The organism is Nocardia huaxiensis, from assembly GCF_013744875.1.
GTDB lineage: Bacteria > Actinomycetota > Actinomycetes > Mycobacteriales > Mycobacteriaceae > Nocardia > Nocardia huaxiensis.
Genome location: NZ_CP059399.1, coordinates 3,106,486 through 3,119,666, shown reverse-complemented (window position 1 = coordinate 3,119,666; position 13,181 = coordinate 3,106,486). Strand labels below are relative to the sequence as shown.

The following is a 13,181-nucleotide window of genomic DNA, read 5'->3' as shown; positions in this document are numbered from 1 at the left end:
GTGTGCTGTACCAGCGGTTCCTGTGGTCGAGCCGCCGGAGTCGGTGCGAGTGTTCGGCAACGAAGGTCTTGAAACTTAGGTTTGCCTACCCTACCGTCTCATCTCGTCCGGTTCACAGCTATCGCCCAGCCGCGGCGATCGACCCAGAACTCCCCCGCGAGCCGGACAAGGCGTATTCCCCACCCCCGCACCGCAATTCACCTGCGCATGTGCCGGGGTCGATGAACTGCGTCCAGATGAGGGAACAGAGAAAGGTTCACCGCCCGTGAAGTTCACCAAGGTCGCCATGCTGGCCGCCGCGCTCAGTGTTTCGCTGGGAGTCACCGCAGGAGCGACCAACGCCGCACCGCCGGCGGATTCCGACGCCGGCGTCATCAACTACTCCACCACCCATACCGAGACGCAGACCGTCATCAAGACCGACGCGGGCTCCATGGTCGTCGAGGACGGCGTCTTCAAGGTGAAGGCCGCCGATGGCACCACCGTCGCAGGCACCGAATTGAAGTTCCGCGTAGACGATTTCGAGTTCCCGATCACCGCCGAGATCGCCGATCGCACCGCCACCCTCACCCCCCGCTTCGATGTGGCGCACGCCGTCTACAAGCCGGTCGCCCTGCCCTACGAGGACAAGGCTCCCTGGAAGAACGAGTACGACCGTGAGGTCGCCGCCTGGAGCCGCCTCGGCAGCACCATCAGCCTCGGCGCCAGCATCGCCACCCTGGTCGGCGGCCTCGGCGGCGCCGCCATCGCCTCCGCCACCATCGTCGGCATGTTCGGCCCCTTCATCCCCGCCGCCGCCGTGGGCTGCATCGCGGGCATGGGCGCCATCGGCTTCCTCGGCACCCTGATCGGCCAGATCTTCATCACCGCCCCCGTCGCCATCATGGCCGCCGTCCAATACTTCACCACGGTTAATTCCCCCTTCCCGGGGAAATGATCCGACCTGGGGAAACATGTGAAAAATGGCGGCTAACCAGCCATTTCTAGCGATGTGATTTCGGTTACATCCACCCGGGCGGCGGTTCACAGTAGTGGCCGCCGCCCGGGGGCTTTTAGCTTTGGCGACTACTCGGAAAAGCGTCAACTGCTTGGACCTGCAGCCCTGGGAGCATCGGGTTGCTGGTTACAGCGCGTATGGCCGCTTCGTCATCTCCAGAATGATCGCACTCACCTCACCGGGTCGATCGAAGTAAACGCCAGCGGCAGCCTGGCCGGACCACGCAGGGTGACATGCTCTCGATACGGCGGCTCGTCACAGTCGAGGCGCGGGTCGCGGACCCGGCGCGCGAATCGCGTGAGTGCGGCTGACGCTTCGAGGCGGGCCAGCGGTGCACCGAGGCAGAAGTGTTGTCCCAGACCGAAAGCCAGATGTCGGTCGCCGCGCGCGGGATCGAACCGGTCCGGGTCGGCGAACACGGCTGGATCCCGATTGGCAGCGGCCAAGAGCAGGACCACGAGGTCACCGGCCGCGATATCGATGCCGGGCAGTGCGATGGCTTCGCGGGCAATGCGCGGAAGCAGCTGCACCGGCGGGTCGTAGCGCAGGCTCTCCTCGATCACCGACGTCGCGAAGGCCGGGGCGGTGCGCAGGATGGACAGGTAATGGCGATGCCCGTGGCTCAGCAGGGTCAGGGCGGTGTTGGCGATGAGGTTGACGGTCGTCTCGTGCCCGGCGATGAGCAACAGCGCGCAGGTGGAGATGAGTTCGTCGTGGGTGAGCGCGTCGCCGGATTCCTCGGCGGCGATCAAGGCCGACAGCAAGTCATTACCTGGTCGGGTGCGGTGGCGGCGCACGAGCTGTTCGAAGTAGTCGTGTAGCTCGTTGTTCGCGCGGACCATTTCCCCGGGATCGGGGCTACCGGCTGTCGCGGTGGCCGAAATCGGGTCCAGGGCACGGGCCAGCAGCATCGACCAGCGACGCAGTTGTGGTTCGTCATCGAGCGGGACGCCCAGCAGCTCACAAATGACCGTGACGGGCAGCGGGTAGGCCAGATCCTCGACGAGGTCGAGCTCGCCGCGTTCGGCGGCGCGATCCAGGGCGGCGTCGGCGATGGCGGTGATACGCGGTTCGAGCGCACGCACGACGGAGGGTGTGAAGGCCTTGGCCGCCAATCGCCGCAGCCGTGTGTGGTCGGGCGCATCACGGAAAAGCATCGATGCTGTGCCGGTGAGCTCACCGGGGGACGCACCGGCGAGATCGTGAACCGGTGTGAGACCCAGGGGAATCGACGCGTGGTGACGCTCGACGCTTGCTGCCTTGTGCCGCAGCACCGCCGCACAATCACGATGGGAGGACAGCACCACGACCGGTAACTCACCGAGGCGAACCGGTCCCTGCTCGCGAATACGGGCGAAGAGCGCGTACGGATCGGCGCGCTGCGCCGGGTCCAGCAACTGGGCGAAGAAGCCGGGGCTGGGTGTGGGGGTCGTGGACATGGTGCCTCCGGGAACGTCAGCCGTGCCGGATAGCGCGGTGGGCGAAGCTGGGTGAGGTGCCGGGGTTGAGCAGCGCGCCGGTCAGCTCACTGGACGGAAAGAACTGCAGGTAGCGTGAATCCTGCTGGGACACATCGGCAATGGTCTTCTCGATGATGAGCGAGTTGTATTGCTCGTAGGTGGTCTCGATGGTGTTCGCGTTCAGGATGACCTCGTGTCCCCAGTTCTTCGCCGCGTGCGCCAGGCCCGGGATGCGGGAGTTCTCCGGGGTGAGGCATTCGGTGGCGATGGCGTTTTCGCTGATGGCCCAGATGCCGGTGTCGGTATTGAGTACCAGCGATTGGTTGCCCATGGCGTGGCCGGGTGTGGTGATCAGTGCGACGCCGGGGCCGAGCAGCACGCTGCCGTCCAGCGGCAGGATCTTCTCCGGCGGCAGGTCGACGAAGGTGGTGGGCTGATACCAGGGCCGCTGGAAGGGATGTAGATCGGCCATGGCCTCCAGCTCATCGCGCTGAGCCAGCAGCTTCGCGTTCGGGAAGGCCGCTGGCACCGGACGATCCGGGCTGATGTCGGGTTGCGGTCGGGTGGTGCCGAGCCAGCGTCGCACGTCCTGGGTATGCAGGTGATCGAAGGCGAGGTAGTCGACCTCGGCCGGATCGACGCCCGCCCGGCGGCAGGCGGTCAGCACATCGGAGTGCTCGGTCACGAACAGCCCACGCAGCGGTCCCGGGGTAAGTCGCTCGAGTTCGGCGAAATACGGTGTGTAGGAGTCGAGTTCGTGATCGCTGGGTTCGAACAGCAGGGTGCGCGGGGTGCCGTCGGTTTCCGTCCAGCGCACGATCAGCATGCGGTTGCTGATGGTGAGGAACGGGGTGGGGCTGATCGCGGCCCGGAACAACCCGTAGCGGGTCGGGTACGGCAGCGAGATCAGGTCATGGGTGCGCACCGAGTCCGGGCGGCCGGTCGCGGCGAACTCCCTGCGGAAATCCAGTGCGGCCGTACGGCAGGCGCGCAGTCGCGGACCGAAACCACCGGGTGCGATGAGCGCCTTGTCGAAGGCGTCGATACGAGTGAAGCGTGCGGTGGTGGCCGGTCGCGGGATGGCGATCGGCGCGGTGGTGAGGCGTTCGGCGATGCTCATGCGGACCTCCTGGCGGGCGCGGTCGGGAGCGTGTCGGTCATAGGACGCGGGGCCGGGCGTGCGTCATGGCGAACAGCGGAGTCAACGGGCGCAAGGGAATCGGGGGCACCCACACGCCCAGTAGGTCGACCCGGTGCAGCCGGGCCTCGATGACCCGGCCGATGCCCATCTGGTCGAGCGGGTCGCGTTCGGAGCCATGGACTTCCAAGGTGAAGTCTTCGATCCGCCGCACCTCGATCACACTCTCGCGCGGGGTGAAGCCCACCAGCCAGGACGGGAAGATACCGGCGAGGCCGACGATATTGCGATGCGGGCGGGCCAGGATCGGCGGCGGGTCGGCGACGGCCTCGCCGAGTCGTCCGCCCATGGTGAGCAGTTTGTGCCCGCGGCGGGTGGCCTCGGCGCGGATCTCGGTGTCGGTGACGGTCCACTCGACCTCGCCCAGCTTCTTCGGATAGCCGAGCAGTTCGCGGCCGATGATGAGGGCCACGTCATCATCGAGAATCATCCACGGGCAGTGGATTCCGGTGCCCTGCAACGTCTTGATGTGCACGAACAGTCCGGCTTCGTGGTACCCCGGGGATTCGAAATTGTTGTCCGGGAAGCACGCGGTGAACAGGTCCGCACGGGCCGGTTCGGCCAGCTGGACCCCGGCGGGCAGCCACTGTTTCATGCGCTCGGGGTCGATTTCGACGGTGGCACTGAAGTAATGGGCGTCGCGGTAGAGACTGCGGCGCGGATCGCCCAGCGCCAGCACGCGGCGCAGATCCGCGCCGAGCGAGCGGCCGACGGTGCGAATGGCAGGTTCCCAGCCCATGTCACTTGACCTTTCGATAAACGGTGCGCAGGATCGGCCCGACCAACCCGCGCGGGGTGTACTGGCCGCCGACGGTCTGCACCTTGGCGAAAACCCCCGGGACCACACGGCGGCGACCCGCGGCCATACCCGCGATCGCCTCCGCCGCAGCCTGTTCCGCACTGACCCACAGCGGGCCGGGCACCATGCGGTCCAGGTTCGGGACTTCGGCGGTCTCGGCGTATTCGGTGCGGACCGGGCCGGGCGCGAGCAGCGTGCACTGCACACCGGTTCCGGCCAGTTCACCGTGCAGCGATTCGGCCAGGGTGTTGGCGAACGCCTTGGACGCGGCGTAGGTGGCATTGTTCGGGCCGGGCTGATTGCCCGCCGTCGACCCGGTGATCAGGATCGCCCCTGCCCGCCGGTCGATCATGCCGGGCAGTACCGCGAGGGTGAGGTCGTGCACCGCAACGGCATTCAACTCGACCTGCTGCCGCTCCCGGCCCGGGTTGGCGACAGCCAATTCACCGTAGGTGGCGAAACCGGCGTTGTTGCAGAGCACGGCGATATCGCGACCGGCGAGTTCCTCGCACAATTTTCCACGCTCATCGCGATCGGACAGGTCGACGGCCCGGATCTCGGCCTCGACCCCGTGGCGGGCGTTCAGTTCCGCGGCCAGATCGCGCAGGCGGTCTTCGCGACGAGCGACCAGAATCAGCGAATATCCTCGCCGGGCAAGACCTTCGGCGAGCGCGACGCCGATACCGGAGGACGCTCCGGTGACGACGGCCCGCGCTACGGGGGTGGGAGTGGGAAGACTCATGATGGCTCCTCGGCGATCAGAACTGAGTGAGAGCACGGACGGTCATGGTGGTCCCCGCGGCCGCCAGGGTGCGGACCGCACCGGGGCCGCTCACCTGCTTATCCCCCGCGGCGATACTGCGGAAATTCGCTGCGTGCCAGGCGAGCTGGAGATAGGAGTTGATCGGATCCACCCCGGGCAGCGCGATACGCGGTGCGGTGGGCAGGAGTTCCGGCTCCCGGGTGCCGGCGAGCAACTCCGCCGCGATTTCGGGCCGCACGGCGAAGGGGCGACCCAACCCGATCACATCGACCGCGCCCTGGGCGAGCACCTCGTTCATGAAGTCGAGGGTGCGGATGCCGCCGGTCAGCATGAGCGGCATCGCCGAGCGGGCGCGCAGATTCTGCGCGTAGCGCAGGAAGTACGCCTCGCGTTCGCGAGTACTGTCCTGCACCACCCCGGTCATGGCCGGAGCTTCGTAATTACCGCCGGAGATCTCCAGCAGGTCGATCCCGGCCTGCTCCAATGCCAGCGCGACATCGAGTGATTCGTCTTCTTCGAGTCCTCTGCGTTCGAAGTCGGCCGAGTTGAGCTTGACCGAGAGCACAGCGTGGGGACCGATGGCCGCGCGCACGTCCGCGATGACCTCGAGCAGCAGGCGACGGCGGTTTTCCGGGCTGACGCCGTACCGGTCCTCGCGCTGGTTGGCCAGCGGGGACAGGAACTGCGACAGCAGATACCCGTGCGCGGCATGCACCTGCACACCCGCGAACCCGGCGGCCACGGCCAGTTCCGCGGTCCGCGCGTAGCGGCGGCGCAGATCGGCGATGTCATCGAGCGAGAGCGCTCGCGGCTTGCGCAGGTTGTAGCCGATCACCTGGGGACGCAAAGCCGACGGTCCGACCGGACGCCGGTTGAGCGGGCCGACCGCGACTCGTCCCGGATGGTTGATCTGCATGACCATCGCCGCGCCCGCGCGCGAACCCGCTCGCGCCCAATTGCTTACGGCCTCGAGATGCCGGTCGTCTTCGAGGGTCACATTGCGTGGTTCGACGTAGGCGCGGCGGTCGATCATGACATTGCCGGTAATGAGCAACCCGGCCCCACCACGACCCCAGGCACTGTAGAGCCGGGTCAAGGTCTGGCTGGGCGCGCCGTTGATCTCGCCGAGTTGTTCACTCATGGCGGCCTTGGCGATTCGGTTGGGCAGGGTCACGCCGCACGGCAAGGTCAGTGGGCTGCCGACGGCAACGGTGCGCTGTGCGCGGTTCTTGGGGGGCATTGCGGACTCCTATCGGCGCGGAGGGAATTTGCTGTCAGGCGATTCGGCGGGCGACGGCGAGAATCGGCCGTAGCACGGTGCCAGGCAGAGCGCGCGGCGTGATCGAGTTCATCGGGCTCGGCGTCGAGTCCCGCCGTGACTCTTCGACATCGCCGGCGACGCGGGCCTCGGCCGGAGTGTCCGACAGCAGCATGCGGAGCGTGGACAGCTGAGCCATGGTGCGCACCAGCCACCGACCGCGCAACGCCTCCCAGCGCAAATCCGGTCCGCCCGCGAGGATTTCACTGGACGGCTTGGACACGCGCGCGTAGAGATCGCCGACCGGAGTGCGCAGACGCTGTTGCAGCAGTGCGACCTCGGCGAGCAGCCGCGAGGAGTTCATCAGCAGCATGCCCGCGCCCGAACGCGGGGCGACCAGTCCGGCGAAGAACAGGTTGGCCAGGCCCGGGGCGAAGGTATGTGACACCAGCCGGGGCTGGCCGTTGTCCCACTCGAGCAGTCCCTCGCGCAAGAACGGAAAGGTGGTCTTGAAGCCGGTCGCCCACACGATGGTGTCGTATTCACCGCTGGTGCCGTCGACGAAATGTACTGTGCGCCCGTCGAATCGCGCGATCTCCGGGCGTACGGCGATTCGGCCGTGCTTGAGGAAATACGGCAGCTGCTGGTTGACCACCAGATCTTGGTCAAAGATCCGATGCTTGGGCTTCTGGAGCCCGAAACTCTTGTAGCTGCCCATGCCGAGGGCGACGATCGAGCGAAACACGGCCTCCTGCACCATTTTCGGTACCGGCACCGAACCGACATCGAATGTTCCGCTCGGAATGCCCAGCACGTATTTGGGGATGAACCAGTAGCTGCGGCGCAGCGAAATCTCCGCGTTTCCGAAGGTCACCGCCGCCTCCACCGCCAGGTCACAACCGGAGTTCCCGGCACCGACCACGAGCACCCGGGTGCCGTCCAGGTCAGCGGGCCGCTTGTAGTTCTTGGAGTGAATCTGCTTGCCGGTGAATTCGCCCGGGTACGAGGGGATATTGACGTCCCAGTAGTGCCCGTTGGCGACCACGACACCGGCGTACTCGCGTGCCTCGCCGCTCGCGAATTCGACCCGCCAGCCCGCCAGGCCCGAATCATCCAGTGGCGCGACATCGGTCACCAGCGTGCCGAATTCGATGCGTTGCGCGAGGCCGAACTCGGCGGCGAACGCGCGCAGATAGTCGCGCATCTGGCCCGCGCTGGGGAAGTCCGGATAGTCACGCGGCATCGGGTAGTCGGGGTACTCGGTGACGCCCTTGGAACTGATCAGGTATGTGGAGTCGTACACCCCGTGCGACCAGTTGCCGCCGATGGCGTCGGTGGCCTCGATGTGGTCGTAGTCCAAACCCAGATCCGCATAGGCCTTCGCCACCGCCAACCCGGTGTAACCAGCCCCGATGATGCAGTAACGGCGCGTCATTGCGACCTCCTCAAAAGCTACAGTCTTTGTAGCTACATTGAGTGTAGTATTTGCGCTGCACGGTCGAATGTCAAGCAGGCAGGGCTCGCCGCAAGGCAGCGACATTAGAGGAGGACGCAGCGTGACCAGCACCCCGGTACGACGCGGCAAGGCCTACGCACCGCGCATGCCCCCCGAGGAACGGCGCGATCAACTACTGGACGCGGTCCTGAAAATTATCGTCGAGCAGGGTGTGCACAAAGTGTCGATGGACACCGTGGCCCGCGAGGTCGGCGTCACCCGCCCGGTCGTCTACAGCGTGTTCACCGACGCCGACGACATGCTGCGCGCCTCGCTCGACCGCGAAACCGCCGGTGCGCTCACACAGCTACTGCCGGTACTGACAACACTCCAGGCATCTGACAATCCGGGGACCGCCATCCTGGAATACTTCGACGGCTTCCTCACCGCGGTCCTCGAGGCCCCAAACCGTTGGCGTGCCGCCTTCAGCCTGGTCGACAGCTCCACCCCAACATTCCGCCGCCGCATCGAGAAACAGCGCAAGGCAGCCACCGAACTGTTCGAGGACTACCTGCGCCACGCCCCCGTCCCGCCCGGCACGGACATCGAGATGACCGCCCGGGTCATCTTCACCCTCGCCTGGGAAGCCGGGCGCATGCTGCTCTCCGAACCCGAAATCTTCACCCGCCAGCGCCTGATCGCCTTCGCCCGCACCATCATCACCGAACACTTCGAATCGCCCAGCGTGGCCACGCCCTGAAATCGACTTCAGCGATTCACCTTGTTTCCGCAGGTCAGATCATTTCCCCTGCTTTCGAAAGTTGACAGCCGGTCAATCAACCGGTGGCACTACAAACCAATCACCATTCACCCCGGTCAGAGCAACCTTGGCCGTGACCCGCTACTTCACGACGATCAATTCCCCGATGCCCAACCCCGCCAAGTAATTTCGCGGCGGCTACGAGACCCCGCCCGGCAGTGCCGGGCGGGGTCGTCCCGCTGCGCTGAACTTGGTTCGGCCGTACCGGGATTCAGGGCCGGACGCGATGGAGGTCGCGGGGAAAGAGCGTGACCGAGCGAATGTTCTCCGCGCCGACCAGACGGGATACCCAGCGCTCCAACCCGATTGCGAAGCCGCCGTGCGGGGGCATGCCGTGACTCATGGCCTCCAGGTACGCCTCGTACCGCGCCGGGTCCTCGCCGCGCGCGGCCAGGGCGGTGCGGTAGTCGGCGTAGTTGTGCAGGCATTGGCCGCCGGTGACCAGTTCGAGGCCACGGAAGAGGAGGTCGAAGGAGTTGGTCCAGCGCGGGTCGCCGGGTTGGGGGTGGGTGTAGAACGGCCGCTTGGCCGCCGGGTAGCCCTCGACCGCGAGGAAATCGGAGCCGAATTCTGTTTTGGCCCATTTACTCAGGGCGCGTTCGTGTTCCGGGGCCAGGTCGGGCTCCTCCGCGGGCGCGCCCACCAGTTCGAGGGCGTCCGAGAAGTGCAACACCGGAATGTGTTCAGGCACTACCGGAAGCTCCGCTCCGGCGAGCTTCACCGCCGCGCCCGCCACGGCCCGCACCCGGTCGAGCATGGCGGCGAGGGTGTCGCCAGGTGAGCGCGGCGTGGTCGAGCAGCGTCGGCAGGCCGGTTTTCAGTGCGGGCCGCCATAATTCGACGGGTGTCGGGAGCGATGGCGCACTCAACGGCCGAATCTCCGGGTCGACGATCTCGATGCCGCCGGGTGCTTGGACGTTGGCGGTCAACCGGCCGGAAACCCGTACCACCGTCTCCTCCGGGAGCTCCGAAATCCGCTGCCGGACAGCGTCTTCCGTGGCCACCACCTGCGCCGTGCCGGACCTGTCCCGCACCACCACGAACGTCGATCCGGACAACTGTCGCCGCCGGTGTACCCACCCCTCGACCGTCACCGACCCGTCCGGTCGCGCTGCATGTGCGGCGGCCAATTCCGCGCAGAGAGTACGTGTCATCGAATCCACCTCCTGAGTAGTTGCCCCGGGAGGTGTGGGCGATCGGGAAGTCGCGGTGCCACCACACCTTCACAGCCGAATCGGCTGCCTCTGACGGTCGTCGCATTCGGTGACCGGCCGAGCGGCTCGGAGTTCGTCACGCTCGTCACTGCCGCATTGCGAATATAGCCAATCGCGCGTGCACGATCATCTGGTTAACGTGTCGGCGCGCGTGCAAGATTTCAGTGCGAAACATGCGCTCGGGGGTCCGGGCGTGCGCGCACTGGGATTGCGAATCTGTTGGGAGGCAGCGTGCGATCGAATAGGAATTCCGTTGGGCGGAAACGGCGGATTGTGACCGCGGTGGGGGCGGTGGCGCTCATTGGGGTGACACCGTTGCTGACGACGGCGTGCACTGGCAAGACCAGCGGGGACGGGACCACTACGGTGGTGGCGGGGACGTCGGTCGATGGACAGCAGCCGGGTGGGAAGAACGGGCAGTCCACGGTGCGGACCGTGGGGAAGACGGGGTATTACAGCGGGTTCGAGATCACGGTGGACAAGGCGACCGTGGTGCCGGACGAATACGGCGGGGGGAAGGTGCGGATCGATATCACGTACAAGAACACCTCCACCGATAATGCGACGCTGTACAGCAGCAGCTATTTGCAGGTGGGCGGCGAGATCGACGGCGGGGCCAGTTTCGACAATCCGAGTGTGCCCGGAAAGGGTTCTGCCGCAGGGAGTGTCACCACGTCGGTGCAGAGACTGTCGGATGCGGAACACCTGCTCGACACCATGACGGTGGTGTACGGACAGCCCTCCGACAATCAGACCAAGATTCCGTTGAAAGCCGACGCGAAGGTCGACACCGTGCAGCCGCGTGCGCTGACGGTCAGCGGAAAACTGGTGCAGGATCAGACCACCATCGAGGTCACCGGGGGCACGCTCACGCCCAGCTACACCGAGGACGAGCGCGGCAAGATGGAGCTCGCCCTGCACATCAAGATCATTGGAGGATCAGGCATCGCCGATGGCGGGCTGAATGTCTTCTATGACTACTTCACCCTGAAGACCCCGGACGGGCAGCTGGTCACCGCCGATATGCGCGGGCCGATCAACGAACTGCTCAACCGCAACGAAACCATCGACAGCGCCAAGAATTACGTCGTGTTCGTGGTCCCCGACCCGGTACGCGGCGCCTACACGCTGACCTATGACGCGAAGAAGGGAGAAGGCGCGGCGCCGACCCTGCCCATCACCGTCGGTTGAGACCCGCGTCCCGCCGGGAGTGTTTTCGCCTGACAACAGTCAGGGCTTGGATACGATCGACGGGATACGAGGGAGGTGCGGTGTCGGAGACCGGTCGCGTCCCGGTGGGGGTGGACCCGTCCATGCCGAACGCGGCACGGGTTTACAACTACCTGCTGGGCGGCAAGGACAACTACGAGGTCGACCAGATGGTCGCCCACCGCATGCTCGCGGTTGCCCCCGAAACCAAGGCGCTGGCCTGGTTCAGCCGGAAGTTCATGCTCAATAGCGTGAAAATGGCTGCCGAACAAGGGATTCGGCAGTTCGTCGACATCGGTGCGGGCATTCCCATCGCACCCAATGTGCACGAGATCGTGCACGCCGTGGAACCCGAGGCCCGCGTGGTGGCCGCCGACTACGACCCGGTGGTCATCGCGCACTTCAATGCGGCACTGGGTAGCGCGCCCGGCGTCACCACCATGCTGGCCGACGTCCGGGCGCCGGACCTGCTCGACAGATTGCAGACCGAACAGCACATCGACTTCACCCGGCCGGTCGCCATTGTGCTGGTGGGCGTATTGCATTTCATCATGGACGACGAGAAACCATACGAGGTCGTCGCCCGGCTCCGGGATGCGATGGCGCCCGGGAGCTACCTGATCTTCACGCAGGGCGGGGACACCACCACCGAGGAATTCAAGCAGCGCACGGGCATGGACACCGCCAAGAGTTCGGCCCAGCCCGCCTACCGCACCCACGAGGAGACGCTGCGATTCCTCGACGGGTTCGAGATCGTCGAACCGGGCCTGGTGCCGGTGCAGCAATGGCTGGGCGACGATCTGCCCGACACTCAGCTGGTGCTGTTCGGCGGCATCGGGCGCAAGGGCTGATCACACTGCGGCGCACAGCCTTTCGGCGCGGCGCACCATGGCGTCCGCGATCGGGCGGGGACGCCGGCCCAGACCGCAGGCGCTGGCGAGGCCGTCGACCGGACGGCCCAGCGCTCGCTCCACCATACGCACGGTCCGTATCTGCTCCGGCTCGCTCGGCTCCTCGTGCACCAGACCCGCGTAGAACCTGATGCCGGGATCCAGCTCGGCGAGCGGGGCGTAGAACTCGAATCGCGTGGGCGGCGGGCGCTCCCCGGCCGCGAGGGGACCGTGGACGTACTCCAGAGTCCGGCCCGAAGGCCATTGCCGGGCGATCGAATTGGCGAGATCCACGAAGGGGCGCAGATCGCGCAGGGTGGCGCGGGCCCGATTGTGCATGCTGCCGAGGCACAGGTGCACACCGATCCGGGCGCCCTCCGGCGCGGCCGCGGCCAGGTCGGCGATGCCCCGGGACAGCTGCAGGGCGGCATCCGTTTTCCGGTGCAGCGGTTGCGTTTTCGCCATGAGCACCAATTCGGCGGTGGCCTCCAATTGGAGCACCACTTCCGCGCCGACGCGAGCTCGCACCGCTGCCATTTCACGAACAGTGGCGTCGCGAAAGGCTTTTCGGTGTCGCCGGAGACCGGTCGCGCCCATGGCGATGAAGGCCAGGGTGAAATCGGTCGGCATGCCGATCTGCAACGACACCTCGGGCAGTTCGTACTCCGCCCGCAGCCGCCGGAAGACGGGCAGCGCTTCGTCGGCTTCGCGCAGATAGCCGAGATTCAACAGGTCGCCGGTCAGCCGAATGCCCCGGGGCGCACGGTGAATGGACCGTTCTCTGCTGGAGCGCAAGGTCCCCGGCTTCTTGACCTCCAGGGCGCCCTGCGCCACCAGTTCCGCGATGATCGGCTGGATGTAGAACTCGTAGCGCCAGGTCTCGCCCGTCGGGAGGGTCAGCATGCGGCGGCCCGCGCCGTCGAGCATGGCGCGCATGGCGTCGTCTGTGCCGTCGGCCGGAAAGCTACCGACAAAATGCACAACACGTGTGCTCATGCGGTGCATCGTAGATCAATTTCCCGGATTACCCATCCGGAAGATTCGCTCATACGAATTTGATTGTGCGGTATCGTGTCTCGCCATCAGGCCGGATGGCCTGCCGAATTCACCCATCGATTCATTCGCTCCGGCCCAAGGG

Annotated in this window: 13 protein-coding genes; 4 read left to right on the top strand and 9 right to left on the bottom strand. The window is 66.2% G+C overall.

Features of this window, described 5'->3' with window-relative positions; genetic code table 11:
- Positions 1-265: 265 nt before the first annotated feature.
- Positions 266-937, top strand: coding sequence for a DUF8020 domain-containing protein (locus tag H0264_RS13930; protein WP_181584341.1), 672 nt, complete (start codon positions 266-268; stop codon positions 935-937).
- 230 nt (positions 938-1,167) lie between these two features.
- Here H0264_RS13930 and H0264_RS13925 read toward each other — a convergent pair whose 3' ends face one another.
- The 6 genes from H0264_RS13925 to H0264_RS13900 are packed head-to-tail and all read right to left on the bottom strand — an operon-like array spanning position 1,168 to position 7,910.
- Positions 1,168-2,436: a cytochrome P450 gene (locus tag H0264_RS13925; protein WP_181584340.1), complete on the bottom strand. Its 1,269-nt coding sequence runs from the start codon at positions 2,434-2,436 to the stop codon at positions 1,168-1,170.
- A gap of 16 nt (positions 2,437-2,452) precedes the next feature.
- Positions 2,453-3,577 (bottom strand): MBL fold metallo-hydrolase, encoded by a 1,125-nt coding sequence (locus H0264_RS13920; RefSeq protein ID WP_181584339.1) that lies wholly within the window; start codon positions 3,575-3,577, stop codon positions 2,453-2,455.
- Positions 3,578-3,614: 37 nt separating this feature from the next.
- A complete protein-coding gene (locus H0264_RS13915) occupies positions 3,615-4,394 on the bottom strand; it encodes an acetoacetate decarboxylase family protein (protein WP_181584338.1) in 780 nt (259 codons plus the stop codon).
- A gap of 1 nt (position 4,395) precedes the next feature.
- Positions 4,396-5,196: an SDR family NAD(P)-dependent oxidoreductase gene (locus H0264_RS13910; protein ID WP_181584337.1), complete on the bottom strand. Its 801-nt coding sequence runs from the start codon at positions 5,194-5,196 to the stop codon at positions 4,396-4,398.
- A 16-nt stretch (positions 5,197-5,212) separates the two neighbouring features.
- Entirely contained in the window at positions 5,213-6,457 is a 1,245-nt protein-coding gene (locus H0264_RS13905) for an NADH:flavin oxidoreductase/NADH oxidase family protein (RefSeq protein WP_181584336.1), read from the bottom strand.
- Between the two features lie 34 nt (positions 6,458-6,491).
- The gene (locus H0264_RS13900) at positions 6,492-7,910 is read right to left on the bottom strand and encodes a flavin-containing monooxygenase (protein WP_181584335.1); all 1,419 of its coding nucleotides are present in this window, start codon (positions 7,908-7,910) and stop codon (positions 6,492-6,494) included.
- Positions 7,911-8,031: 121 nt separating this feature from the next.
- On the opposite strand from H0264_RS13900, the gene H0264_RS13895 reads away from it, so the two are divergent.
- Positions 8,032-8,670: a TetR/AcrR family transcriptional regulator gene (locus H0264_RS13895; protein WP_244976179.1), complete on the top strand. Its 639-nt coding sequence runs from the start codon at positions 8,032-8,034 to the stop codon at positions 8,668-8,670.
- Positions 8,671-8,941: 271 nt separating this feature from the next.
- Here the strand turns inward: H0264_RS13895 and H0264_RS38245 are convergent, their stop codons facing one another.
- Together H0264_RS38245 and H0264_RS38240 are read right to left on the bottom strand one after the other, a co-directional pair.
- On the bottom strand, positions 8,942-9,487 hold the full coding sequence (locus tag H0264_RS38245) for an amino acid--tRNA ligase-related protein (RefSeq protein WP_220139978.1): 546 nt from the start codon (positions 9,485-9,487) through the stop codon (positions 8,942-8,944).
- Positions 9,414-9,884 (bottom strand): OB-fold nucleic acid binding domain-containing protein, encoded by a 471-nt coding sequence (locus H0264_RS38240; RefSeq protein WP_220139977.1) that lies wholly within the window; start codon positions 9,882-9,884, stop codon positions 9,414-9,416. The genes H0264_RS38245 and H0264_RS38240 overlap by 74 nt, the downstream gene beginning before the upstream one ends.
- A 351-nt stretch (positions 9,885-10,235) precedes the next feature.
- Here H0264_RS38240 and H0264_RS13885 point away from each other — a divergent pair, with 351 nt between their 5' ends.
- Positions 10,236-11,135, top strand: a complete 900-nt coding sequence (locus H0264_RS13885; RefSeq protein ID WP_181584334.1) for a hypothetical protein — start codon at positions 10,236-10,238, stop codon at positions 11,133-11,135.
- Between the two features lie 80 nt (positions 11,136-11,215).
- Positions 11,216-12,004: an SAM-dependent methyltransferase gene (locus tag H0264_RS13880; RefSeq protein WP_231082936.1), complete on the top strand. Its 789-nt coding sequence runs from the start codon at positions 11,216-11,218 to the stop codon at positions 12,002-12,004.
- Here H0264_RS13880 and H0264_RS13875 read toward each other — a convergent pair whose 3' ends face one another.
- Positions 12,005-13,039 carry a hypothetical protein gene (locus H0264_RS13875; protein ID WP_181584333.1) on the bottom strand — a complete coding sequence of 345 codons (1,035 nt, stop codon included), beginning with the start codon at positions 13,037-13,039 and terminating at the stop codon, positions 12,005-12,007. It lies immediately after the preceding gene.
- Positions 13,040-13,181: the final 142 nt, after the last annotated feature.